Origin of the sequence: Massilia endophytica, from assembly GCF_021165955.1 — a bacterium.
GTDB classification, from domain to species: domain Bacteria; phylum Pseudomonadota; class Gammaproteobacteria; order Burkholderiales; family Burkholderiaceae_D; genus Rugamonas; species Rugamonas endophytica.
Genome location: NZ_CP088952.1, coordinates 4,779,264 through 4,803,567 on the forward strand (window position 1 = coordinate 4,779,264; position 24,304 = coordinate 4,803,567).

At 65.5% G+C, this 24,304-nt stretch carries 23 protein-coding genes; 13 read left to right on the plus strand and 10 right to left on the minus strand.

The window, feature by feature from the left end:
• Positions 1-14: 14 nt before the first annotated feature.
• Together LSQ66_RS21920 and LSQ66_RS21925 are read right to left on the minus strand one after the other, a co-directional pair.
• The gene (locus LSQ66_RS21920) at positions 15-500 is read right to left on the minus strand and encodes a hypothetical protein (RefSeq protein WP_231767282.1); all 486 of its coding nucleotides are present in this window, start codon (positions 498-500) and stop codon (positions 15-17) included.
• A 70-nt stretch (positions 501-570) separates the two neighbouring features.
• On the minus strand, positions 571-927 hold the full coding sequence (locus tag LSQ66_RS21925; RefSeq protein ID WP_231767283.1) for a cupin domain-containing protein: 357 nt from the start codon (positions 925-927) through the stop codon (positions 571-573).
• A 70-nt stretch (positions 928-997) separates the two neighbouring features.
• Between LSQ66_RS21925 and LSQ66_RS21930 the strand changes: the two genes are divergently transcribed.
• Positions 998-1,849, plus strand: a complete 852-nt coding sequence (locus LSQ66_RS21930) for an AraC family transcriptional regulator (protein WP_231767284.1) — start codon at positions 998-1,000, stop codon at positions 1,847-1,849.
• Here LSQ66_RS21930 and LSQ66_RS21935 read toward each other — a convergent pair.
• Together LSQ66_RS21935 and LSQ66_RS21940 are read right to left on the minus strand one after the other, a co-directional pair.
• Positions 1,846-2,559: an anti-sigma factor family protein gene (locus LSQ66_RS21935; protein WP_231767285.1), complete on the minus strand. Its 714-nt coding sequence runs from the start codon at positions 2,557-2,559 to the stop codon at positions 1,846-1,848. The two genes, LSQ66_RS21930 and LSQ66_RS21935, sit on opposite strands and share 4 nt — an antisense overlap.
• Positions 2,556-3,062, minus strand: a complete 507-nt coding sequence (locus LSQ66_RS21940) for an RNA polymerase sigma factor (protein ID WP_231767286.1) — start codon at positions 3,060-3,062, stop codon at positions 2,556-2,558. The genes LSQ66_RS21935 and LSQ66_RS21940 overlap by 4 nt, the downstream gene beginning before the upstream one ends.
• A 73-nt stretch (positions 3,063-3,135) precedes the next feature.
• On the opposite strand from LSQ66_RS21940, the gene LSQ66_RS21945 reads away from it, so the two are divergent.
• Complete coding sequence (locus LSQ66_RS21945) at positions 3,136-4,419, plus strand: S8 family serine peptidase (RefSeq protein WP_231767287.1); 1,284 nt, start codon at positions 3,136-3,138, stop codon at positions 4,417-4,419.
• A 93-nt stretch (positions 4,420-4,512) separates the two neighbouring features.
• On the plus strand, positions 4,513-5,037 hold the full coding sequence (locus LSQ66_RS21950) for a hypothetical protein (RefSeq protein WP_231767288.1): 525 nt from the start codon (positions 4,513-4,515) through the stop codon (positions 5,035-5,037).
• Positions 5,038-5,073: 36 nt separating this feature from the next.
• Here LSQ66_RS21950 and LSQ66_RS21955 read toward each other — a convergent pair whose 3' ends face one another.
• Together LSQ66_RS21955 and LSQ66_RS21960 are read right to left on the minus strand one after the other, a co-directional pair.
• Positions 5,074-5,583 (minus strand): hypothetical protein, encoded by a 510-nt coding sequence (locus LSQ66_RS21955; protein WP_231767289.1) that lies wholly within the window; start codon positions 5,581-5,583, stop codon positions 5,074-5,076.
• Between the two features lie 232 nt (positions 5,584-5,815).
• Positions 5,816-8,626 carry a ThuA domain-containing protein gene (locus LSQ66_RS21960; RefSeq protein ID WP_231767290.1) on the minus strand — a complete coding sequence of 937 codons (2,811 nt, stop codon included), beginning with the start codon at positions 8,624-8,626 and terminating at the stop codon, positions 5,816-5,818.
• Between the two features lie 129 nt (positions 8,627-8,755).
• On the opposite strand from LSQ66_RS21960, the gene ipdC reads away from it, so the two are divergent.
• The 5 genes from ipdC to LSQ66_RS21985 all read left to right on the plus strand — a co-directional run bounded on the left by ipdC (position 8,756) and on the right by LSQ66_RS21985 (position 15,355).
• On the plus strand, positions 8,756-10,414 hold the full coding sequence (gene ipdC / locus LSQ66_RS21965) for an indolepyruvate/phenylpyruvate decarboxylase (RefSeq protein WP_231767291.1): 1,659 nt from the start codon (positions 8,756-8,758) through the stop codon (positions 10,412-10,414).
• Positions 10,411-11,433: a ubiquinone anaerobic biosynthesis protein UbiU gene (gene ubiU, locus LSQ66_RS21970; protein ID WP_231767292.1), complete on the plus strand. Its 1,023-nt coding sequence runs from the start codon at positions 10,411-10,413 to the stop codon at positions 11,431-11,433. Before ipdC ends, ubiU begins: the two co-directional genes overlap by 4 nt.
• Before the next feature lie 16 nt (positions 11,434-11,449).
• The gene (gene ubiV, locus LSQ66_RS21975) at positions 11,450-12,343 is read left to right on the plus strand and encodes a ubiquinone anaerobic biosynthesis protein UbiV (RefSeq protein ID WP_231767293.1); all 894 of its coding nucleotides are present in this window, start codon (positions 11,450-11,452) and stop codon (positions 12,341-12,343) included.
• On the plus strand, positions 12,340-12,792 hold the full coding sequence (gene ubiT / locus LSQ66_RS21980; protein ID WP_231767294.1) for a ubiquinone anaerobic biosynthesis accessory factor UbiT: 453 nt from the start codon (positions 12,340-12,342) through the stop codon (positions 12,790-12,792). Before ubiV ends, ubiT begins: the two co-directional genes overlap by 4 nt.
• 88 nt (positions 12,793-12,880) lie before the next feature.
• Positions 12,881-15,355, plus strand: a complete 2,475-nt coding sequence (locus LSQ66_RS21985) for an adenosylcobalamin-dependent ribonucleoside-diphosphate reductase (RefSeq protein WP_231767295.1) — start codon at positions 12,881-12,883, stop codon at positions 15,353-15,355.
• Positions 15,356-15,400: 45 nt separating this feature from the next.
• Here LSQ66_RS21985 and LSQ66_RS21990 read toward each other — a convergent pair whose 3' ends face one another.
• Together LSQ66_RS21990 and hemN are read right to left on the minus strand one after the other, a co-directional pair.
• Positions 15,401-15,709, minus strand: a complete 309-nt coding sequence (locus tag LSQ66_RS21990; protein WP_269449111.1) for a c-type cytochrome — start codon at positions 15,707-15,709, stop codon at positions 15,401-15,403.
• A 90-nt stretch (positions 15,710-15,799) separates the two neighbouring features.
• Positions 15,800-17,218 (minus strand): oxygen-independent coproporphyrinogen III oxidase, encoded by a 1,419-nt coding sequence (gene hemN, locus LSQ66_RS21995; RefSeq protein ID WP_231767296.1) that lies wholly within the window; start codon positions 17,216-17,218, stop codon positions 15,800-15,802.
• A gap of 208 nt (positions 17,219-17,426) precedes the next feature.
• On the opposite strand from hemN, the gene LSQ66_RS22000 reads away from it, so the two are divergent.
• The 5 genes from LSQ66_RS22000 to LSQ66_RS22020 are packed head-to-tail and all read left to right on the plus strand — an operon-like array spanning position 17,427 to position 21,971.
• A complete protein-coding gene (locus tag LSQ66_RS22000) occupies positions 17,427-19,703 on the plus strand; it encodes a nitric-oxide reductase large subunit (protein ID WP_231767297.1) in 2,277 nt (758 codons plus the stop codon).
• Positions 19,704-19,757: 54 nt separating this feature from the next.
• Positions 19,758-20,021, plus strand: coding sequence for a DUF2249 domain-containing protein (locus LSQ66_RS22005; protein WP_231767298.1), 264 nt, complete (start codon positions 19,758-19,760; stop codon positions 20,019-20,021).
• A 21-nt stretch (positions 20,022-20,042) separates the two neighbouring features.
• Complete coding sequence (locus tag LSQ66_RS22010; protein WP_231767299.1) at positions 20,043-20,546, plus strand: RrF2 family transcriptional regulator; 504 nt, start codon at positions 20,043-20,045, stop codon at positions 20,544-20,546.
• Positions 20,530-20,700 (plus strand): DUF2249 domain-containing protein, encoded by a 171-nt coding sequence (locus LSQ66_RS22015; RefSeq protein ID WP_231767300.1) that lies wholly within the window; start codon positions 20,530-20,532, stop codon positions 20,698-20,700. The genes LSQ66_RS22010 and LSQ66_RS22015 overlap by 17 nt, the downstream gene beginning before the upstream one ends.
• Positions 20,700-21,971 carry a hypothetical protein gene (locus LSQ66_RS22020; RefSeq protein WP_231767301.1) on the plus strand — a complete coding sequence of 424 codons (1,272 nt, stop codon included), beginning with the start codon at positions 20,700-20,702 and terminating at the stop codon, positions 21,969-21,971. Before LSQ66_RS22015 ends, LSQ66_RS22020 begins: the two co-directional genes overlap by 1 nt.
• On the opposite strand, the gene LSQ66_RS22025 is transcribed toward LSQ66_RS22020, so the two are convergent.
• A complete protein-coding gene (locus tag LSQ66_RS22025; RefSeq protein WP_231767302.1) occupies positions 21,959-22,639 on the minus strand; it encodes a Crp/Fnr family transcriptional regulator in 681 nt (226 codons plus the stop codon). The two genes, LSQ66_RS22020 and LSQ66_RS22025, sit on opposite strands and share 13 nt — an antisense overlap.
• A gap of 62 nt (positions 22,640-22,701) precedes the next feature.
• Positions 22,702-24,099, minus strand: coding sequence for a copper-containing nitrite reductase (gene nirK / locus LSQ66_RS22030; protein WP_231767303.1), 1,398 nt, complete (start codon positions 24,097-24,099; stop codon positions 22,702-22,704).
• Between the last annotated feature and the right edge of the window lie 205 nt (positions 24,100-24,304).

Here is a 24,304-nt window from a genome sequence, read left to right on the forward strand (position 1 = left end):
AGCTTTCTATCGGTTTATTTTGCTGCGGCGGAATCGGTCATCGCGCCAGGTGCGGCTGGCCGATCGCCAATGGGGCGCATGGTGATGGCAACGGTGTTGGGGTAGTCGAACCCGGCTCCGGTATTGCGGTCGACGATGTAGCCGATGCCGCCGCCGAACAGGATGTTGCCCCATACCGCAGTGTTGGACTTCGAAACGACAGTGGCATTGCCGACCATGTCATGGCGCTTGCAGTCGATGACCAGGTCGCCGGTGCTCTTGTGCACAGTAGCGGTGCCCGGGCTCGTGACGAACCAGTTGCCCGAGTCATTGGTCAGCGTGCAGCCGATGCCCGTAATTTCCTGGTTGTTGTGAACGGTGGTGACCGAAAGTGGTTGCAGCTTGTTACCGCTGATGGATGCGCAGCCGGTAAGCAGCGCAGCCGCCAGGACTGCCGATGTTTTTGTTAGCATTTTTATCCCTGTTTTGGTGGGCTGCCGCGTGCGCGGCAGCGTCCGCATTCTAGAAGCAAAATGCTTTGAGAAAACTATCCAAAACTCACACTTGATTGATTTCCCTTACAGGCCAGCCTCAGATCACCCGGCGTGGCGCCGCCGTGGCGGGATCTCCGCTGTTCGGGGTGCCTGTCGGCTCGATGAGCAGGATATGCGCTTCGCCGTGCGCGCGCGGGCGGTGGCTCACGCCGCGTGGCACCACATACATCTGGCCCTGGCCCAGCTTCACCGTGGACCCGTCCTCCAGGTCGATCTCCAGGCTGCCAGCGAGGACGAGGAAGAAATCGTCGGTATCGGGATGAACGTGCCAGTGATAGTCGCCCCGCAGTTTTGCCACCATCACGTCGTGGCCGTTGAAAAGGCCGACGGTGCGGGGCTGGAAAGCTTCGTCGAAGGTGCTGAGCTTCTGGGATAAATCGACAGCGTGCGGCATGCGGGTCTCCTTCCAAATGAAAGGCTCATGGTGTCGCAGGCGCAGCGAGGCGGTCTAGTACAATTGTTGCATGGACCTCATCTCCAGCCCCGCGGCAGGAAACCACGTCGAGATCGCCGCCCTCGATGCTGGCGTCATCCTGATGGAGGCGCGCTTCACGGACTATGCGTTCGAGCGCCACAGCCATGACTGCTATGCAATCGGCGTGACAGGCGAAGGCACGCAGAGCTTCCGCTGCAAGGGCCGCCGGTATGACAGCCGTCCCGGGGAATTCGTTCTGTTCAACCCTGACGAAGATCATGACGGCGATCGTGGAAGCTCCGATGGCTTCCGCTACCAGATGCTCTACTTGCCGGAACAATTCGTGCGCGACTGCGTGGATGCCGATGCGGGACTGGATGCATCGTTCTACCTGCAAGCGCCCAACCTCAGCGACCGCCGCATGGCCCGTGATTTCCTGCGCCTGGCCCGTGTACTTTGGACTGAGCGCTACGAAACCTTGAGGGCGGAAACGCTGCTTCGGGAATTCATTGCAGGTCTTCTGATGCAGCACGGCGAGCGGCCCCGGCCGGAAGCGATACCGCCGAAGGCCGTGGGCATGGAGAAGCTGGCCAGGGCGAAGGATTATATCCGCTCAAACTTCTGGCGCGAACTGACAGTGGGCGAGCTGGCCACGGTTGCGGGCCTGTCGCGCGCCCACCTCACACGCGCCTTCACGGCGGCGTTCCATACCCCGCCGCACGTCTATCTCAATGCGGTCCGCATCGCGCAGGCGCAGAGGCTGATACGCAATGGCATGCCGCTTGCCGCCGTGGCCGCCGAGTGCGGCTTTTCAGACCAGAGCCACTTCGCGCGGCGGTTCAAGGGAAGCATCGGCCTGGCTCCAAGCCAGTGGCGGCAGGCCGTCCTGGCCAGAACCTAGCGTTGCCAGTGGCGCTCGCGGGCGGCGCGTTCCGCTGTCGCGTCCAGCGCCTGGCCATCGATGCGCCCATCGATGGCATCGAGAACCGCGGGCGGCAGCTGGGCCGCGGCCTGGCGGATGCCGCCCTGCTGCCCCGCTTCCGTTTCCTGGATCATCGGCACCACCCAGTTGCCCCCTTCGCGGCAGGCAAGGCCCGCGCTGGCTTGCGCGGTGAAGCTGCGGCAGTAGCTGCCATCCCTGGCGAGGAAGCTGATGCCGGGCTGTATCGGGGACTTCCCGGGCTCGCTGGCCAGCTGCTGCGACAGGGCGTCCGCCAGCGCGCCGCGCGCCACGAGGCGGCCCGACGCATCGGCCGCGAGCAGCGCCTCGCTGGTGGACGGCGCCTGCCGCGTGCCCAGCAGCCCAGCAAAGACACCGATGGCCAGCGAGGCGGCCATGGCAGCCCAGTGCGGCAGGCCCCAGTGGCGCCGTGCCTCGCGCCTTGCCCGCGCGGCGGAGAGTTCGTCCGTCTGCGGCTGGAGCACGGGCGGTACAGGTTCGTCCAGAACGCCCGCAAAAGCGGCGAACACGTCGCTGCGCAGGGACTGGTGGCGGGCGACGGCCGCCGCAACGGCGGGGTCTTCCTGCATGGCGCGCTCGATCTGCGCGCGCTGCGCGGCGTCCAGCTCGCCATCGGCATAGGCCATCAATTCTTCGTCGGAGAACTTCATTGTGTGTTCCTGGCTTGGTCGGACAACAGCTTCTGCAGCGCCTCGCGGGCGCGCGCAAGGCGGCTGGTGAGGGTTCCCATGGGTATTTCCAGCACCTCCGCCGCTTCCTTGTAGGGCAGGCCGTCCACCAGCACCAGGGCGACCACCAGCCGGTGTTCTTCGGACAGCATGCTGACGGCCTTGCGCACCGCCAGGCTCTGCTGCAAGCCTTCGGTGGGGTCGTCGCCCACATGCTCGCCCTCCTCTTCGGGGGCGAACAGCCGGTCGCGGCGGATGCGGCTGCGCACTTCGTCCACCCAGGCGTTCTTGATGATGCGGAAGAGCCAGCTGTCCAGCCGCGTTCCCGCTTCCCACTGCCCGCTTCGGCCCAGGGCGCGTTCGACGGCGATCTGCACCAGGTCGTCCGCATCCTCCCGGTGCCAGGTCAGGGCGCGGGCGAAACGGCGCAGCCTCGGCAGCAGGGAGGCAATCTCGGCAGCTATGGGAGCGCTGGCGGGCGGCATATTAGGTAAACGTTCGTGGCGGCTGGTTTCTTCCGGTGCGAGGCGCCGGGCTCCATCATATTATCATTCGCCCATGAGAACATTTCGCACACGCAATGGCCGTTGGCTGCTGGCGCTGCTTCTCTGCGGCGCGGGAGGCACGGCGCACGCGCAGCTCGGCCTGCCATCCCTGCCCTTGCCGCAACGCCTGGGCCTGGACACGCAGCAGTTGACGCGGCCCGCGGAGCGGCTGCTGGACCGTAATGTGATAGCTGATCTGCGTACTGTGCGGGCGGAGCTTGTCCGCAAGCTGCTCGCCGAGCAGGCGCGTGTGGTGGAGGCCGACCCCGTGGGCCAGCCGGTCCGGCGCGGCGAAATCCTTGCGTGGGCGCCGGGCGAAGCTGGCCGGAGCGCGGCACGGGCGCTCGGGCTGGCCGTTCTGCGCGAGGAAAACCTGGAGGGCAGCGTTCTTCTCGTGCTGCGCGTTCCCGAAAATTTGAGCACGGTTGCGGCCCTGGCCCAACTGCGGGCTGCGGACCCTGAGGGCAGTTACGACTTCAACCACCTTTACAACGAAAGCGGTTCCGCCCCGGGCGTTCCGGCTGCACAGGATTCCGGCCGCCTGCGTGTGGGGCTGATCGATGCGGGCGTGGATGGCGAACATCCTGTGTTTCAGGGCACGGAGATCGTGCGCTGGGGTTGTGGAGGCAGCGCTGTGCCGAGCAGCCATGGCACCGCCGTGGCGGCCTTGATGGTGGGCCGTTCCGAGCGCTTCCACGGGGCCCTGCCGGAAGCGAGGCTGTATGCCGCCGACATCTACTGCGGCGACGCCGCCAGCGCCTCGGTGGACCGGATCGCAGGGGCGCTGGCCTGGATGGCACGGGAAAAAGTGGGTGTCGTCAATATCAGCCTGGTCGGCCCGGCCAACCAGGCGCTGGAACGCGCCGTGGCGGCCATGGTGGCCAAGGGCCATCTTCTGGTGGCGGCCGTGGGCAATGACGGACCGGCGGCGCCGCCGCTGTACCCCGCCAGCTACCCCGGCGTGGTGGGCGTCAGCGCGGTGGACCGCCAGGGCCGGCCCCTGCCCGAAGCGGCGCGCGGGGCGCAGGTGATGTTTGCGGCGCCCGGAAGCCAGATGGTCAGCGCCACCGTCGGGGCGCCGCCTTACCGGCAGGTGCGCGGCACCTCCTTCGCGTCGCCGATCGTGGCGGCCCTGCTCGCCCCCGCGCTGCCTGTGCCATCTCCCGAGTCGGCAAAAGCTGCCGTGGCCGCGCTGGCAAAAAAAGCGCGCCAGGCGGATGGCGTTACGGTGAGCAATACCACCGGCTACGGCGTGGTCGGTTCGGAACTGCGTATCGACCCTTCGCGGCTGCGCTGAATTTTTTTTTCGGGACGGCGGATTAAACCGCCGGGCTCGCTCGTTTTCCTTGCAAGGGCCGGGTTGTCTGGCCTTCAGACAGGAGAAAACATCATGCAAGCCAAGAAACTCGTTCAGTACATCGCACTCATCGCCACTATCGGTATCGCCAGCTCTGCGCAGGCCCAGCTGCTCGGACGCGGCGGACCCATCGGCGGTTCCGTGGGCGGCATGCTGGGCGGCAGCGGCAGTTTCGGCGGCAATATGCGTGCGCTGGATAATCTTCCTTCGCGCAGCGCAGCCGCCGAACCACGCGCCGCGGAAACGCCGCGTCCGGCCCGCCAAGCGAATGCAGGCGGCAGCGCCAGCGGTTCGCTCTCCGGTATCTCCGGCGGCGGCCTGCAAGGTTCGGCCACCAGCCTGATGGATCCGCTGGCGCAGGGCGCGCGCAGCCAGGCGGCGGCTACCCGCGACTATGCAAACGCCACGGGCGGCAATGCCCGCGCGGCAGGCGAGGGCAGCGCCGCCGCCGCGCGCCAGCTGGCGGATTCGGCAAGCAACGCCGGTATCCAGGCGGGCGCGAACGGTTCAGCCAATGCGAATGGCCAGGCGGGCGGCCGGGCGGCTGCCGATCGTTAATCCTGACGCGCCCGGCTTCCGGTTCTGGCGGTTCCCCTATTCGCAGCCTTCGGCGTAGTCAATCACAGGGTGACTGCCTGCGATGATCCTTACAAGCCGTTGGTCCTCGAACTGGAAGCTGAGCGCATGATGCTGTCCCGGCTTTGTAACAAGCAGCGACTTGCCTGAGTCAACGTGGTCAAGTTTCTCCCACTTGCCCTCAGGCAGTCTGCTTGCGACGTCTCGCTCGCGCTGTCCTACCTCAGTGCCATTGATAGAGCGGATTCCGGGAGCGGTGACATCTATCCGCGCAACCTTGTCGTCTATGAAGACCAGGGACAATCCGGGATAAGAGGGAATGTTCTGATAGTCGCAATCAGGCGTGACGCGGGCGCCCACAGGGGACGGCGTAATTGTCGCGGGGAGCACACGGTTAACCTCGGCCACGTGCATTCCGATGCGAACAGGTCCCAATCCGTCGGCATTCAGTAGCCACCGTGGCTTGTCCGCCTGTGCACTGATGGCTACACAGAACTGCATCGCAATGCCAAGAGCCAGACGCATCATCTCTGTGGTCTCCTTTTGGTGGAATTCTAATGACGGAAGGTACTCCAGTGAACGTGATTGTTCATCGTAGGGAGATCAGCACTGCGCGTCCATTGTCCTCCCGGTGATGTACGATACCAACCCTCTACATAGCGCACGCTCAGATTGGCGAGCGCCTGCGCTTCGAGTTGCAGCGCCAGGTTTTCCGGTGCGTCAGCTGTTTGCTCCGCACTGCGACGGACGAGGGTTCACTTCATCGTTTCAGGTAACGGGCCACGTCTTCGATTTGTTCCACGGTCAGGCCCTGAGCATGCGGACGCATGACACCGACGGTCAAGGCGTCAATAATGCGTTCCGTGGATCGGGTGGCGAGGAGGCTGCGTGGCGGGATGTTGCCTTCCGCGTTGTCGTGGCAGATGGAGCAGCGTTGCTGGTAGATCGCCGCGCCGCCGAGGCCAGGCGCGGCAGCCTGCGCAGGAGCGGGGGCCTGTACGGGCGGCGGGGCTTCGGCCCGTCCCGAGAACTTGCGTCCGCCCGGACCGAAGGCCTGGATGCGGTCCGTGCCCACGAATACCTGGCCGCCACCGAAGGCTGGCTCGTTGTATTTGCCGCTGGTGAACAGCTCGTCGGGTGCGCTGCGCCAGGCAATGTCCAGGCTCGCCGCGTCCAGCGCATACAGCACCGGCCTTGGCGAGTCGGCGCCGCTCAGCGAAGCGGAGCGGCTCGCGTTTTCGTCCAGTATCCAGACCAGGGCATCGCGCGCGCCATTGCTGGTGACGACCGGCGAACCGGGGTTGCCCAGCACCAGCGATGGATTGGCCTTGTCGAGGCGCAGGTAAGGTGCGCCTTTCGCCGGGCGGGCCACGGTGAGCCTGGCAACGGATGGTGGAACGCTGGCCGGGGAGCCCGGCGCGCGTTTGGTATTCCCGGTCACGAATAGGAAATCGGCGCCGCGCGCATCGCGGAATGCCGCAGGAACGGAGCGCGCGCGGGCCAGGTCCAGCGCCGCATCCTCGTCGGAATAGGGACCGAAGACGTTCAGCGGGCCGCGTGTGCCGAACTGGGGCTGGGGCCCGGGAGCGAGCAGCGAAGTGTCCAGCGATGCGTCCTCGCTGCATGGCGGCCGCCGTTCAAGGCTGCCGGGCAGCCGGTCGCGGTCCAGCAGGTAGACGTTGCCCTGCTTGCCGCCAATTGCCATCAGCTGGCGCGAACCCTTGGGCGCATCGGGCAGCAGGATTGCACCGCCCGCGCCCAGGTCGATATCCATCTTCGCCGTACGGCAGTAGTTGAAGGGCGTGTATGTCCCTTGCAGCGTGAAGCCCTTGGCGCCGGGCTGCGACAGCTTCAGCACCGACTGCGTCCAGTCGCGGTCGGAGTTCTGGTAGCCGCCGAAACCGCTGCCGGTGACCACATACACGCTTCCCTGCGCATCCACCGCAGGCCCGCCCGCACCCCAGATGCCGCCGCTGCCGCGATTGGGCATGGCCACGGCAGCAAAGGCGCTGCTCACTTTGGGATTATTGGTATCGACGGACACCAGCCAGCCCGTTTCTGTCTCGCCGAACACCACGTACAGCTGCGATCCATCGGGGCTGAGATTCAGCGCGCCACGCTGAACCCGGAAGTCGAAGCGGCGTTTCGGCGGAACGCGTTCGGGACCTGCGTTTACATTGAGCGTGTTGAAGGTTTCTTCGTCCAGACGCACGGGCCAGCCGGGCAGAACTTCGCCGCTCGCGATATCCAGCGCGTAAGCCTGCCAGCGCTTCTCCGGATCGCAGTGGGTCACGTAGAGGCGGCCGCGCGGCACGTCGATCACGGGGGTGCTCAGAATGCCTGTCGGTACGCCGTCCAGCGGCGCGGGCTGCAGCTTGCACGGCGCGGCAAGGCGGGTGCGCCAGAGAATGCGGCCGGGAGCAACGTCGCCATTGCTCGCCGCATTGACCGCATACACGTAGCCGTTGCTGCTGGCCGCGAACACCATTGCGAATGCAACGCCGCGATGGGGACCCTTCGATATCGCAACCTTGTCCACATACAGGGGCGATGCGTAAAGGCGCGGCGGCTGGCCTTCGAATGCATCAAGCTGGGGAGATTCCCAGACGGCGCCGAAGTCCGCGCTGCGCACCTTCTCCGGCGTGAGCACCGTCTCGTTCGCGCGCCAGCCGCTGCGGCCTGCATCGGCGTGGAAGGTGGCGCGCACGGTGGTTGCAGGGCTGGCGGCCGGCGTTTCGACTGTTCGTGCAGGCGCAGTAGAACGGATACCGCCTTCCGGCACTTCGAGACCGGCCGTCCAGAAGATAGCATCGAGCAGCATGCGCCTCGCTTCCGGCTGGTCCAGCGTGTGCAGGTAGTGAGCGCCGCTGAAAGTGAAGGAGCGTCCGCCGCCATCGCGCTCGAAGGCCCAGGCAACGTTTACGGGTTCGGCCAAGTCTTCAAGGATCTGACGGCCATCGCGGAACTGGGGCTGCAGCTCCGTCTTCAGGATGGGGATGACCTTGCCGCCACCTTGGGAGAAGCGGAATGTGGGATAGAACTCGTCGCGGTAGGCGAAGGGCTGGACGCCGCGAATGGCCGGGTGCGCGGGCGCTGCGGGCGCCAGTTCGGCCCATTGGGTGGCGCGGTCGAAGGTTCCATAGCGCGCGGCGCCAAGCCAGCGTGGCAGGCCCAGGTCGTCGTCCGGCGGCACCGTGGAGGCCTGGTGCAGGCTTACGAGGCCTGCGCCACGCTGCATCGCCGCTTCGAATGCGGCGCGGCGCGCGGGATCGCGCAGCGGATGCTTGTCCTGGCCGTCGAAGTACCATACGAGGGCCGCGGCCCCGTCCAGCGCCTTCGGGTCCGCAGGCCATCCATCGGGATAGGCCTCGACCAGCAGCCTGCCTTTGGCATCGGGCGAGGATTCGAGGATGCCTTTCAGCGCGCGTATGCCGTTCGGGTAGTCGTGCAGGCCCGCGCCCTTCTCGCTCTTCACGCCCCCGATCAGGACTACCTTGCGCAACGGCTGGGCGTGGCATGCGGCGGCCAGCGCGAAGCCGCACATCGCGGCGAATACGGTTCTTGTCAACATTTCATCAGCTTCCTTGACCGGTTCTGGATCGGGCCCACTATAACGCCATCGAAATTCTTAATGTAGTTTAAGGCGTGCTGCCAGGGGGCCGGGATACAGTGCGCCTGCATTCTTCAACGGTCCCCTCACATGAATCTTTCACAAGCATTACTGCACGCGTTGCGCGACCATGGCGCGCGCGAGCTGTTTGGGCTTCCGGGCGATTTCGTCCTCGCCTTCTTCAGGCAGGCCGAGAGCTCGGGCATTCTTCCAATGTACACGTTGAGCCACGAGCCCGCGGTCGGCTTTGCCGCCGATGCCGCCGCGCGCTTTCACTCGCGTCCGGGCGTGGCCGTGGTCACCTACGGCGCGGGAGCGCTCAACATGGTGAACGCCGTGGCCTCGGCGTATGCGGAAAAGGTGCCGCTGGTCGTGATCTCCGGAACGCCGGGGGCCGCCGAGCGCAGGAGCGGATACCTGCTGCATCACCAGGCCAAGACGCTGGATTCGCAGCTGGCCATCTATCGCGAAATCACCTGCGCGCAGGCGGTGCTCGACGATCCGCAGCGCGCACCGGGAGAGCTGGCGCGCGTGCTGGCGGAATGCCTGTCCCAGTCCCGCCCCGTCTATATCGAACTGCCGCGCGATCTGGTCCATGCGGCCTGCGCGCCCGTGCTGCGGCTCCCGGCATCGAGCGCGGAGCCGCGCGCCCTTGCCGCCTGCGCCGCAGCGGTGCTGGCGCGGCTGTCGCAGGCGCATTCCCCGCTGCTTCTCGTTGGCGTTGAAATCCGCCGCTTCGGCGTCGAGCGCAAAGTGGCCCGCCTCGCACGGCTGCTCAATATTCCTGTCGCCACCACCTTCATGGGGCGCGGCCTGCTGACCGATACCGACGCCCCGCTGCTGGGCACCTACCTCGGGCTTGCAGGTCCGGAAGGAATCACGGGCGCCGTGGAAAGGTCCGACGCATTGTTCATGCTGGGCGTGATCGTTTCCGACACAAACTTCGGCGTATCGGGAGAGAAGATCGACCTGCATGGCAGCATACTCGCCGCCAATGGCGCGGTGACGATGGGCTACCAGGTCTATCCCGGCATATCGCTGGAAGCGCTGGTCGATGCGCTGCTCGAACAGGGCGAAGCGCTCGGCATCGCCCAGACAGTGCAGCCCGCGCGCTACCCCCGCGGCCTGAAGCGCGACGCCAGCTCCATTACGCCGCGCGACATTGCCTGCGCCCTGAACGATGCGCTGGCCCTTCATCCGGGGCTTCCGCTCGCGGCGGACATCGGCGACTGCCTGTTCACCGCGCTCGATATCGCGCACACGGACCTTGTGGCTCCCGGCTACTACGCCAGCATGGGTTACGGCGTGCCGGCCGGCCTTGGCCTGCAAGCGGCGGGCGCCGGGCGGCCGGTGATCCTGGTAGGCGATGGCGCCTTCCAGATGACGGGCTGGGAGCTGGGCAACTGCCAGCGCTACGGCTGGGACCCCATCGTCATCGTCTTCAACAACCGCAGCTGGGAAATGCTGCGGGCCTTCGAGCCGGAGGCGGGTTTCACGGACCTGAGCGACTGGCACTTTGCCGACATGGCGCCTTCTCTCGGCGGACGGGGATGCCGCGTGTCGAACCGCGCGGAGCTTGGGGCGGCGCTCGATGCGGCCTTGAGCCGGCGCGGGCGCTTCGAGCTGATCGAAGTCATGCTGCCGCGCGGGGCCGTGTCGGAGACCCTGTCGCGCTTCGTCCAGGGTGTCCGCAGGCTGCAGCAGCCAGCCCATTCGGCGGCCGAGGTTCCGGAGATGGCTGAAGAATGAGCGAACCACGTCAGACCGGGATTCCGGAACTCGTTTGCCCGGCAGGCAGCCTGCCCGCCCTGAAGGCGGCAGTGGATAACGGCGCGGACTGCGTCTACCTCGGCTTCCGCGACGCCACGAATGCACGCAATTTCGCGGGCCTGAACTTCGACGACCAGGCCATCGAGGCAGGCATCGTCTACGCGCGCCGCCATGGCTGCAAGGTGCTGGTGGCGCTGAACACATATCCCCAGGCAGACAGCTGGGATTCCTGGCGCAAGGCGGCCGAACGGGCGGCCAAAGCCGGGGTGCATGCCCTGATCTGCGCCGATCCCGCGCTCATGGGCTGGGTAGCGGAACACCATCCCGAACTGCGCCTGCATCTCTCGGTGCAGGGCTCGGCCACCAACCACGAGGCGATCAACTTCTATCACAAGCACTTCGGCATCGCGCGCGCCGTGCTGCCGCGCGTGCTGTCCATGGCGCAGGTGCGCCAGCTTATCGCCAACACGCCGGTGGAAATCGAGGTGTTCGGCTTCGGAAGCCTGTGCGTCATGGTGGAAGGCCGCTGCGCCCTCTCGTCCTATGCCACAGGCGAATCGCCGAATACGCACGGCGTTTGCTCTCCGGCGAAGGCCGTGCGCTGGGCGGGAACGCCGAAAGGACTGGAAGCGCGGCTCAATGGCGTGCTGATCGACCGGTATGAGGAAGGCGAGAACGCCAGCTATCCAACCCTGTGCAAGGGGCGCTTCGATGTGGAGGGCGAGAGCTATTACGCCATCGAGGAACCGGCCAGCCTGAACACCCTGGAACTGCTGCCGCAACTGATCGACGCCGGCGTGCGCGCAGTGAAGATCGAGGGCCGCCAGCGCAGCCCCGCCTATGTGGCGCAGGTGACCCGCGTGTGGCGCGAGGCGCTGGACGCCTGCCGCGACAATCTCGCGCGCTACTCGGTCCATCCGGCATGGATGGCGGCGCTGGGCAAGGTTGCCGAAGGCCAGCAGCACACACTGGGCGCCTATCACCGCGCCTGGAAATAACCTCTATGGAGCACACATGCTGAAGCTGGCCCTCGGGCCTGTATTGACCTACTGGCCGCGCGCCACCGTTTTCGAGTTCTACCAGCAGGTGGCGGAGAGCCCGGTGGAGATCGTGTACATCGGCGAAACAGTCTGTTCGCGCCGCCACGAGCTGCGGCTGAACGACTGGCTCGACGTGGCCGACATGCTGGCGGATGCCGGAAAACAGCCCGTACTGTCAACCCAGGCCCTGATCGAATCTAATAGCGAACTGGCGACACTGCGCAAGATCGCCTCGAACGGCCGCTACCTCGTGGAGGCGAACGACTTCGGCGCCGTCCACAGCATGCCGCCAGGGACGCCATTCGTCGCCGGTCCCCACCTGAACCTGTACAACGGGCCAGCGCTCGCCATGCTCGCGGGGCTCGGCGCCACGCGCTGGGTGCCGCCGCTGGAAATGAACCGCGAGCAGCTGGCCCACCTGATGCTGGACGTTCCGGCGGCCATCGAAACGGAGCTCTTCGCGCACGGCCGCATGCCGCTCGCCTTCTCGGCCCGCTGCTTCACGGCGCGCAACCGTAACCTGCCCAAGGACGATTGCCAATTCAGCTGCATGGAACATCCGGACGGGCTGCTGCTGCGCACGAAGGAGCAGAAGCCCTTCCTCGTCCTAAACGGCACGCAGACGCAATCGTCGGGCATTTATTCTCTGATCGGCGAACTGGAGCAGCTGGAGGCGGCGGGCGCGGGCGTGCTGCGCATCAGTCCCCAGGCCAGCGGCACGATGCAGGTGCTGGAGATCTACGACCAGGCGCGCCGGGGCCTGATCGGCGGGAACGAGGCACGCCAGCGGCTGGCGCCCTTGCTGCCGGGAGAAGCCTGCAATGGCTACTGGTACGGACGGCCGGGCATGGACCAGGTGGCGGCATGAACTGGCGCCAGCGTACCCTCACCGTGCCCTCACCGGCGGCCCTGCTTTCGCGCCTTCCGCCCTATCCCGGGTCCTGGCTGTTCGCGCGCATGCTCAATGCAACGCTCGGGCCGCAACTGCCCGCCGACGTGCGCGCTGCGCTTGAAGCGAGGCGGCTGCGGCTGCGCATCGGCAATCTCGGCATCGCCTTCGACGTGAGCTGGAAGGACAAGGGCTTCGCGCCGCTCCTCCCGGTGCCGCAGCCAGACCTCATCATCTCCGCCACGCTGCAGGACCTGTGGCTGCTCGCGAGGCGCGAGGAAGACCCGGACAGCCTGTTTTTCAGCCGCCGCCTCTGCCTGGAGGGGGATACGGAACTTGGCCTGCTGTTCAAGAACTGCATCGACGCCTTCGACCTGGGCGCGTTCGACCTCTTCCTGCGCCGCCTGCCCTTCCTGCCGAAATCTTAGCCTGCTTTAAGGAATTTGCGGCGGGCTTCGCGGATAGTGAGGTGGTCTGGCGCCGCAGTGGCGGCCAGTATCACTGACCAGGACACGAATGAACGCGAACGAAAAAATGTTGAACCGCTCCCTCCCGCCGCAGGAGCTGGCGGTGGACGTGCTGTGCGAGAAGTACGCAAAGGGCAGCGAGAACACGGTGGGCGCAGTGCAGGCGCGCGTGGCGCGCTCGCTGGCCCAGTACGAGAGCCCTGACCTGCGCGACGCCATGGAAGAACGCTTCCTGTGGGCGCAACTGCAGGGCTTCATTCCCGCGGGGCGCATCAACTCCGCCGTCGGCATGGGCATGAAGGCCACGCTCATGAACTGCTTCGTGCAGCCGGTGGGCGACTCCGTGACGGGCTGGCACGACGGCCTGCCCGGCATTTACACCGCGGTGGCGGAAGCTGCCGAGACCATGCGCCGGGGCGGCGGCGTGGGCTATGATTTCAGCCCCATCCGGCCCTGCGGCAGCAAGGTCAAGGGAACGCATTCGCGCGCCTCCGGGCCGGTCTCCTATATGGAGGTTTTCGACGCCTCGTGCAAGACGGTGGAATCGGCCGGCGCCCGCCGTGGCGCCCAGATGGGCGTGCTGCGCATCGACCATCCGGATATCGAGCGCTTCATCGCGGCCAAGCACAAAGGCGCCTTCACCAACTTCAACCTCTCGGTAGCCGTGACCGACAGTTTCATGCAGGCGCTTGAGGCCGGACAGAGCTTCGACCTGGTGCATGCGGCCGAACCGGCGGACGACCAGATCGCGGCGGGCGCTTACCAGCGGCCGGACGGCGTCTGGGTCTACCGCACGCTCGACGCCGCCGCGCTCTGGCACGCCGTAATGACCTCCACCTACGATCACGCCGAGCCGGGGGTACTCTTCATCGACCGCATCAACGCTGAAAACAACCTGTACTACGCCGAACGCCTGTGCGCCACCAATCCCTGCGGCGAGCAGCCCCTGCCTCCTTACGGCTGCTGCGACCTGGGCTCGGTGGACCTCACCCGCTTCGTCGAGCGGCCCTTCAGCAGCGACCCAGGTTTCGACTTCGCGCGCATGCGCGAAGTGGTGTCCATCGGCGTGCGCATGCTGGACCTGGCGCTGGACGCCACCGAATGGCCGCTGCCGCAGCAGGCGGACGAAGGCCGCGCCAAGCGCCGGATCGGGCTGGGCTTCCTCGGCCTGGGCAGCGCCCTTGTAATGCTCGGCATCCCCTATAACAGCGAGGAGGGGCGAACCATGGCGGCGCGCATCGCCGAACAGCTGCGCGATGCTGCGTACGCGGCCTCCATCGACCTCGCGCGGGAGAAGGGCGCTTTTCCCCTGTTCGATGCAGCGGCCTATCTTGAGGGCCAGTTCGTGTCGCGCCTGCCGGAGGATCTGCGGGCGCAGATCGCGGAACACGGCATCCGCAACTCCCACCTGCTTTCCATTGCTCCCACGGGCACCATCACGCTAGCCTTCGCGGACAATGCATCGAACGGCATCGAACCCGCCTTCTCCTGGGTCTACCAGCGCAAGAAGCGCATGCCGGACGGCAGTACCCGCAGCTACGAGGTGGCGGACCACGCGTGGCGCCTGTACCGCCACCTCGGCCACGACGTGAGCGACGACGCGAAGCTGCCGCCGCAATTCGTCACCGCTCTCCAGATGAGCGCCCGCGACCACCTTGGCATGATGCAGGCGGTGCAGCCCTTTATCGATACGGCCATCTCCAAGACGGTCAACGTGCCGGCCGACTACCCGTACGAGGACTTCAAGGACCTGTACCGCGACGCCTGGCGCGCAGGCCTCAAGGGACTGGCGACCTACCGCCCCAATCCAGGCCTGGACAGTGTGCTGAGCGTGGCTCCCGTCGTGCAGGCGGCCGCGCTGCCGGACGAGGACCCCCTTCGCAAACGTTTCGACAGCCGGCCGCCGGGCGAACTGGAATCGGTCACGTGCAAGATCCGCTACACCACGCAGGAAGGCACGAAGGCCGCCTACCTCACGGTGAGCTTTATCCGCGCCGAAGGCCGCCTGGGAGGCCAGCCCGTGGTGATCGAGCGCCCCTTCGAGTTCTTCATGCCCGCCAACCAGCGCAGCGACGGGCAGCAGTGGATCAATTCCACCATGCGCCTGCTGTCCCTGGCGGCACGCGCAGGAAGTTCGATAGCGAAAGCCCTGGCGGACATGCGCGAGGTGGTATGGGAAAAAGGGCCCGTCCGCTGCGGAAGTCTTACCAGGGAAGACGGCGCCGAGGTGCCGGTATACCACGACTCCGAGGTGGCGGCGATCGCTTTCATGCTGCAGCAGATCCTGATACGGCGCGGCTTCCTGGACCGCTACGGCAACCAGGTGCCGGTGGCCGACCTCGCACGCCGGCTGGCGGCCATGGATGCCGCTGGACCGCCGGCTCCGCCGCCGCTGGCATCCATGGCCATGCCGCCAGCGCCGAACGCGGGACGCAAGTGCCCTGAATGCGGCGCCTATGCCCTGCGCAAGGTGGACGGCTGCAGCCATTGCGCCGAGTGTCACTACATCGGCAGTTGCGGCTGAAAAAAAGCCCGGCTGCCAGCCGGGCCTCGTTCTGGCGTCTTGCGCTTACTGCTGCGCCAGAACCCATTTGGCGAGCGTCTGGGCCTCGGCCTGGCTCACTCCATTCGCGGGCATCGCGATGGGGCCCCAGGCGCCGGTGCTCCCCTTGGTGATGCTGGCGACCAGTTTGGCCTCTGCATCCTTTTGTCCCTTGTACTTGGCCGCCACGTCGCGGAAGGCCGGACCCAGCACCTTCTTGTCGATTGCATGGCAGCCAAGGCAGTTCTTGGACTTCGCGAGGTCCGCGCTGGCGCGCGCCTGGCCGCTCATGGCGATGCTTGCGCAGGCGAGTAAAACGAATACTACGGTCTTCATATCATCTCCCATAAAACCGCGAAGGCGGCGAAATCATTGTAGAACGGGCCTGCCCCCGCCGCGCTTGAACTGCCTTAAGAATGCGGTCTCTCATATCGTCTTCGAGTAGCGCATGCGCTGCAGCGGAATGTGGTTGGGAGAGCCGAAGTACTTGTCGAACACCATGCACAGGTTGCGTACCAGCAGGCGGCCCTTCGGCGTAACCAGGAGGGAGGTCTCCGACAGCTCGAGCAGCCCGTCGCGCTCGAAGCCGCGCAGGCGTTCCAGCTCCTTCGCGAAGCAGGCATTGAAGCCGATGCCGTGCGCGTTCTCGACGGAGGGGATATGCAGGCTGAAGTCGCACATCAGGCGGCCGATCACGTCGCGCCGCAGAACGTCGTCGGGCGAGAGCTCGATGCCGCGCGCCACCGGCAGATGGCCCGCATCCAGGGCGGCGTAGTAGCGCTCGAGCGACTTCTCGTTCTGGCAGTAGGATTCGCCCACAGCGCTGATGGCCGACACGCCGCAGGACACCATGTCCGTGTCCGCATGCGTGGAATAGCCCTGGAAATTCCGGTGCAGCTGCCCGCTGCGCTGGGCGATGGCCAGTTCGTCGTCCGGCTTCGCGAAATGGTCCATGCCGATGTAGACATAGCCTGCTGCGGTCAGGCGTTCGATGCACAGCCCCAGCATGGCCAGCTTGTCCTGGTCCGAAGGCAGGTCCGATTCCACGATCAGGCGCTGCGACTTGAACAGCTGCGGCATGTGCGCGTAGTTGTAGATGGAGATGCGGTCCGGGCTGGCCGCCACCACCTTTGCCAGGGTCTGGGCCATGGTGGCCAGGGTCTGCTTCGGCAGGCCGTAAATGAGGTCGATGCTAATGGAACGGAAACCGGCGCCCCTGGCGGCGGCGATGGCGTCCAGCGTCAGCGCTTCCGGCTGGATGCGGTTGACGGCCTTCTGCACCTCGGGGTCGAAGTCCTGCACCCCAAGGCTGATCCGGTTGAAACCCTGGCGGCGCAGCGAACGGATCCTGTCCGGGTCCACCGTGCGCGGGTCGATCTCGATGGAGTACTCCCCGCTGATGTCGTCGGCGAAGCTGAAGCTGGCGCGCAGGTGAGTCATGAGCTGCTCCATCTGCGCGTCGGAAAGATAGGTGGGGGTGCCGCCACCCAGGTGCAGCTGCTCCACGCGCTGGCCGTCCCCCAGCAGGGCTGCCTGCATGCTGATCTCCCGCATCAGATAGCCAAGATAGACGGCCGCCTTGCCATGCTCCTTCGTGATGATCTTGTTGCATGCGCAGTAGTAGCAGAGCGACTCGCAGAACGGAATATGAAGGTAGAGGGAGAGCGGCAGGCGCTGCCCGCCACCTTTCAGGCGGTTCACCACGGCGGCGTACTCCGCGTGGCCGTAACCGGCGCGGAAACGGTCGGCTGTGGGGTAGGAGGTATAGCGGGGCCCCTGCTGGCTCATTTTGGCTATCAGCGCCGCGTCGAAATGGACGGCTGGCGCCGTGGCAGTGTCATTCATTTTCCAATCCTCTTTAACATGTATTGTAAATCCATGTTAATGGCCGATTCCGCTGGCCGCAAGACGGCACGGAGCATCGAAAAGCGAAAAACCTAACCTGGATCAATTTTAAACATACATTCGCTTTGCATCTTAAAAAACATACCCATAGAATGCATCTTATCGCTTCACCCGTACCACCCATAACATCATCAATAAGGAAACTGTCATGCACGCCACGCGCAAACTATGGACATGGCTGGCCGTCATCTGTGTGCTTTCGTTCGCCGCCCTTGGCTGGGTTGGCCGCGAAATCTACCTGGCGGCGCCGCCGATACCGACGCAGGTCCGTACCCCCAACGGGGACGTCATCTTCTCGAAGGCCCACATCCAGGGCGGCCAGCAGGCCTGGCTGGCCGCCGGCGGCCAGCAGCTCGGCTCCGTATGGGGCCACGGCAGCTACCTGGCTCCCGACTGGTCCGCCGACTGGCTGCACCGCGAGGCGCTCGCCCTGCAGGACCTCTTCGCGCAGCGCGAATACCGCAGCAGCTACTCCGCATTGCACGAGCAGGACAAGGGCCGGGTGGACGTGCTGGTGAAGAACGAGCTGCGCACCAACACCTATGACGCCAAATCGGACACGCTGGTGCTCTCTCCCATCCGGGCGGAAGCCGTGCGCCTGACCGCGCAGCACTTCGATGAGCTGTTCGGCAACGCCAGCGCCCTCGACGCCCTGCGCGAACAGTACGCCATGACGCCAAACGCCCTGCCCAACGCGGAAGACCGCAAGGCCCTGAGCGGCTTCTTCTTCTGGACGGCATGGTCCGCAGCGGCCGACCGTCCCGGCGAAACGGGCCTGTCCTACACCAGCAACTGGCCGCACGAGCCTCTCGTGGGCAATACCCCGACCGCGGGCGCGGGCATCTGGTCCATCGCCAGCGTGATCCTCATGATCGGCGCCATCGCGGGCATGATCTTCTTCCACTCGATGCACAAGGAAGAGGATGATCCGGTCCCGCCCAAGAACGATCCCCTGTTCAACCTGAAGCCGACGGCCTCGATGAAGGCCACGCGCAAATACTTCTTCGTGGTGGCCGCCCTGATCCTGGCCCAGGTCGGAATGGGCGTGATCACCGCCCACTATGCCGTGGAAGGCAGCAGCTTCTTCGGCATCCCGTTGGCCGACATACTGCCCTTCACCGTGAGCCGCACCATCCATACCCAGTTCGCCGTGCTGTGGATCGCCACCGCCTGGCTGGCAACGGGCCTGTACATCGCACCAGCCATCTCCGGCCATGAGCCGAAGTACCAGGCGCTGGGCGTCAACCTGCTGTTCTACGCCCTGCTGTTCATTGTCGCCGGCTCCACCCTGTTCGGCTGGCTGGGCACCCTGCAGCGCCAGGGCAGCGACTTCGCGTTCTGGATCGGCAACCAGGGCCTGGAATTCACCAGCATGGGCCGCGTGTGGCAGATCCTGCTCTTCGTGGGCCTGCTGTTCTGGGCGACCTTGCTGGGCCGCGGCCTGTGGCCCGCGCTCAAAAAGCCTTCGGAAAGCCGCGGCCTGATCGCCATGGTCTTCCTGGCTGCGCTGTGCATCGGCGGCTTCTACGCCACCTCCCTGACCTGGGGCACGCATACCCACTACTCCCTGGTGGAATACTGGCGCTGGTGGCTGGTCCACCTGTGGGTGGAAGGCTTCTTCGAAGTGTTCGCCACCGCCGTCATCGCCCTGCTGTTCTCCCGCCTGGGCCTGATCCGCGCCGCGGCAGCGAACAGCGCCATCGTCCTGGAAACCATCGTCTTCCTCTTTGGCGGCATCCTGGGCACCCTGCACCACCTCTACTTCACCGGCACGCCAACCTCGGTGATCGCCATCGGCTCCATGTTCTCGGCGCTGGAAGTGGTGCCCCTGTCGATCATCGGCATCGAAGCCTACCGCAACTACAAGCGTTCGCAGGCCGCGCCATGGGTGCAGAGCTACAAGTGGGCCATCCTGTGCTTCATCGCTGTAGGCTTCTGGAACACGGTGGGCGCGGGCCTCCTGGGCTTCTCGATCAACACCCCTATCGCGCTGTACTACATGCAGGGCATGAACATGACGGCCGCGCACGGCCACGCAGCCCTGTTCGGCGTGTACGGCATGCTCGGCATCGGCCTGATGCTCTTCTGCCTGCGCGGCCTGTCCGACCGCCTGGCCTGGTCCGACGCGGCCCTGCGTCCGATGTTCTGGCTGCTCAATATCGGCCTGGCCATGATGGTCTTCATGTCGCTCGTCCCGGCGGGTATCTACCAGGCATGGGCCAGCATAAGCCGCGGCGTGTGGTTCGCCCGCTCGCCTGAAGTTGTGCACTCCAGCTTCATGGAAAACATGGTGTGGCTGCGTGTTCCGGGCGACGTCGTGTTCTCGGTGGGCGTCCTGTTCCTGCTGCTGTTCATGTGGCGTCTCGTGTTCCAGAAGCGCGCCGAACGCAAGCTCGCGGCCAGCGCCGAAGCGGCTGTCAAGTAAACCCCGGCCGGCTGCGCCATCGGCGCAGCCGGCAGTATCCACAAGGAGAACACCATGCCACATGACTGCTCCACGCCCCAGGCCCCTGGCGGCGTCTATACCTTCGATGCGCGTGGCGTTGCACGCCGCTTCCGTCACGCCGCAATCTTCGGCGCCCTCGAATCGCTGTATGCGGGCGAGACCATGCGCTTTTACAACGACCACGATCCCCTGCCGCTGATGCACCAGCTGGCGCAGCACTTCGGCGCCCGCCTGAAGGCCGCCTATGTGGCGCGCGTTCCCGGGGAAGTGGTGATCGACTTCAAGCTTGTCAGTTGAGCCAGACCGGCCGGGATTGCCATGCGCCTCACCGACTACACCGACTACGCCTTGCGGGTGCTCATGCATCTGGGCAGTCATCCCGGGCAGACGATCACGATTCGCGAGATCGCCACCGTCCACGGCATCTCGCACAACCACCTGAGCAAAATTGTCTATCACCTGGGACAGCTCGGCGTGCTGACCACCCTGCGCGGCCGCGCGGGCGGAATCCAGCTGGCGCGCCCGCCGGAGCAGATTATGCTCGGCGACGTCATCCGCCTGACGGAGCCCGATTTCCAGATGGTCGAATGCTTCTCCGAGCGCGACAACACCTGCATTCTCGCCGGGCGCTGCAAGCTGCGCGACCTGCTGGCCAAGGCCACCTTCGCCTATCTTGAGCGGCTCGACCAGGTGCCCCTGTCGGCGCTGCTCTCACCCTGTTCTTCGATTGCCAAGCCCCATGCCACAGCCAAACGACCTGCCCGAACTGTTCCTCGACCTGCGCGGCCTGTTTCCGCCCGAGCCGATGGAACGCGTACTTGATGCCCTGACTGCCCTGCGCACCGGCCAGCGGATACGCATGCTGATCGAGCGCGAGCCCCATCCGCTGTTCCGCATCCTGGACAACAACGGCTATGCCTACAGCTGCGCCGAGGTGGAGCCCGGCCTGTATCAGGTTGTGATCCGGGAGAAGTGATGCAGCGCGCACTGGCGTATGCGCTCTCGCCGGCGCCGGGAGTGCCGCTGCGCCTCCTGCTGACCGCCCCGTGGTTCGCCCTGCTGGCGGCGCTGCTGCTTCTGTGGGCAGGCGGCGACGCCTTTGCTTCCCGCTGGTCCGGCGCCACGCTGGGCGCCACCCATCTTCTGACCCTGGGCTACCTGTCCATGGCCATGGCAGGTTCGATGTTCCAGCTGATTCCCGTCGTCTCGGGCACGCCGCTGCCGCTGGCGCGAGGCCTGGCATGGGCGGCCTGGGGCGGCCTGGGATCGGGCGCTCTCCTGCTTGCCGCAGCGCTCGCACTGGGCCTTGCCATGCTGTTCATCCCCGCCGCACTGCTCCTGTGTATCGCATTCGCGCTGATCGCGGCGCCGGTCGCCCTGGCGCTGGCCCGGCCTGCGCCGCCGGCGGCCATGCCCATGGTGCGCGGCATGCGCATCGCGCTGGGCGGCCTGCTCGTGACGGTGACGCTGGGAGCAACACTGGCCAGCCAGCTTGGCGGCCGCGCCGTGCTGCCCTTGCTGATGCTGGCGGACCTGCACGCGGCATGGGGGCTGATCGGCTGGGTGGCCATGCTGGTGGTGTGTGTGGCCTTCCAGGTCATTCCCATGTTCCAGTCCTCGCAAGCCTATCCGGCCGCAGTCACCCGCTGGACCGCATGGGCCCTCGCAGCACTGCTATGCGCCTGGAGCGCGGCCTGGATTGCTTTCCCTGACTGGGCAGTCGCAGCGGGCTTGCCAGTCGCAGCGGCCCTCGCGGCGTTTGCTGCCCTGAGCGCATGGCTGATCACCCGGCGCAAGCGCAAGGATACGGATGTAACGACCCTGTACTGGCGCCTTTCCCTGGGCAGCCTCGCAGGAAGCGCATTGCTGTATGCAGTGCAGGGCGGCCAAGCCATGGAGCTGGCCACGGGTGTGCTGTTCGTGGGCGGCTTCGCCATGGGCGCGGTGAACGGCATGCTGTACAAGATCGTTCCCTTCCTGCTGTGGTATCACCTGCAGCACGATCCCCGCGCAAGGAAAGGTGATGTCCCGCAGATGCGGACGATTATCGCCGACGCCCGCGCGCGGCGGCAGTTCTGGTGGCATGCCGCATCGCTGGCTGCGATGCTCGCCGCCGTGCGCTGGCCGCTATGGCTCGCGCGTCCCGCAGCGGTACTGCTGGCGGTTGCCTGCGCACGCCTCGCACTTGACCTGGGCCGCGCGGCGCTGCGCTGCCGCCGCGTGCAGCGGCAATTTCAGCCCTCGTAGATCCGCAGGCGTTCGATGTCGAGAATGGTGATCTGCCTTCCCTGCACGGCGATCATTCCCTGCTCCGTGAGGTCGTGCAGCACGCGCGAGAAGTACTCGGGCGTGAGGTTCAGGCGCGAAGCAAGGGACTTCTTGCTGACGGCAAGGGTGACCTGGGCGCCGTCGCCATCCGGTTCGTCCTTCAGCAGGTAGCCGACGATGCGCTGGCTGCCGGAGCGCAGCGAGTACGATTCCACGTCCTTGATCAGACCATGCAGGCGGCGGCTCATCCCGGCCAGCATGCGGCGTGCAAAGGCAGGGTTGCGCTCAAGCGTGCCGAAGATCGCCTCCTTCGCAATGTGCAGCAGCATGGTATCGGCCAGCGCAGCGGCGCCGACGATATAGGGCTTCTCCATGAACATGAGCGCCTCCCCGAAGCTGAAGCCTGGGCCGATGATCTCGATGATCTTCTCGTCGCCCTGGGCGGACAGGAAGCCCAGCTTCACCTGGCCATAGATGACGATGTGGAAGCCCCGGCATGGATCGCCGCGCTGGAAGATGGTCGTTCCGCGCGGCACATGGAGCTCCTGGGTCGCGGCGCCGAGGTCCTGCAGTTCGTCAGGCGTGAAGTCGGCAAACAGCGGCAGGCGCCGCAGGAACTCGCGCGGATCGATTTTTGACGTGAGCATGATGCCTCCTTCAGAATGCAAAAAAGACCCGCGCAAGCGGGTCTTGGTGAAAAGCCGGAGAATCAGTGCCCCGAATCCGCGTCCGGCTTGCTGGCGGTGCGGAAGACATCCGGGTTCTCCTTGCCGGTCACATACAGGAAGCCGGCCAGGCCCTTCTCCATGCGCGAGAGCGCGTGGTCGACCAGGATGTAGCGGCCCGGCACCTCCACCTTGAACTCCACCATCGTTGCGCCGCCGGGGGCGACCGTCGTGGTCTGCACGTTCTTCAGCGGCAGCGAGGTGAGGTCGGCCTGCGAATAGACGCGGTCGAACACTTCGCCGATGACATGGAAGCTCGAGGTCAGGTTGGGCCCGCCCACGCCAAAGAAGATGCGCACCGTTTCGCCGACCTTGGCTTCCATGCGGTGAGTCTTGGTCAGCGCATCGTGGGTGCCGTTGAACATCAGGTGCTCCGGCTGCTCGTTGAGCAGCTTCTCCAGCGAGAACTCGGCCTCGCCAGGCGTGCCGTGGCGCTGCGCCGTGTACAGTTCGCCCTGCATGACGTAGAACTCGCGGTCCACTTTCGGCAGGCCGCCTTCAGGCTCCACCAGGATCATGCCGTACATGCCGTTCGAGATGTGCTGGGCCACCATGGGCGTTGCGCAGTGATACACGTAGAGTCCAGGGTTCAGGGCCTTGAAGGTGAAGCTCTTCGTGCTGCCGGGGGCCGCCTGCGTCACCGCCGCGCCGCCGCCGGGACCGGTCACCGCGTGGAAGTCCACGGAGTGGATCATGTGGCTGTCCTTGGCGTTCGCCATATTCACCTCCACCGTGTCGCCCACGCGCACGCGCAGGAAGGGACCGGGGACCTTGTTGTTGAAGGTCCAGTAGCGATAGGTGGTGCCGTCCGCAAGCTGGCCTTCGATCTCCGTGGTTTCCAGGTTGACGGTCAGCTTCTTCGCGCCGCGCGCGCCTACAGGCTGGCCGACATCCATCGGGTTCTGCGAAATGTCGCGTGCCTTCGGTGCGGGTGCTGCGGCAGCGCCGCCCACCACGATCTTGCCGATCATGCCTGCCGCCACGTGGCCGGGCAGGGAGCAGATGTAGGTGAATACACCCTTCTTGTCCGCCTTGAAGACGATGGAGGTGCTGGAGCCCTTGTCGTTCAGCTGGTTCGACTTCACGTTGAAGTCCGGCACGCTCACGTCGTGCGTTGCGCCGTCGCCGTTCACAAGGTTGATCTGCACTACGGCGCCTTCGGGCACGTTGAGGGTGGGGTTGGCCACGCCCTTGTTCGACCCGGTCTCGCTGACGAATACCAGCTTGCCGTCCGCGATATCGGTGCGCAGGGTGAAGGTCACATCGGGGCGGTACTGCACGGCCGAGCTGCCGTCGGTCTTGCCGTGTGCGCCATGCTGGGCCAGGGCCGGCGACATTGCCGCCGCACCGATGACGAGAGCCAGGATTGCCTGCGAAATCATTGTCCTTTTCATGTTTTTCTCACCTAGTTATGTCGAGGTGCGGAACTGCACCGTTTGACCATGAGCAAATCATACATTTGGGCTACATCTTAAAAAATTGATTCAAATCAAAAATCCAGAAAGTCGGTTTGCTTTTTTGCCTGTCTTTGTAATTTTTGATTTGGATCAATTTTTTAAGATGCATCGGAAAGTTATGATTTTCACG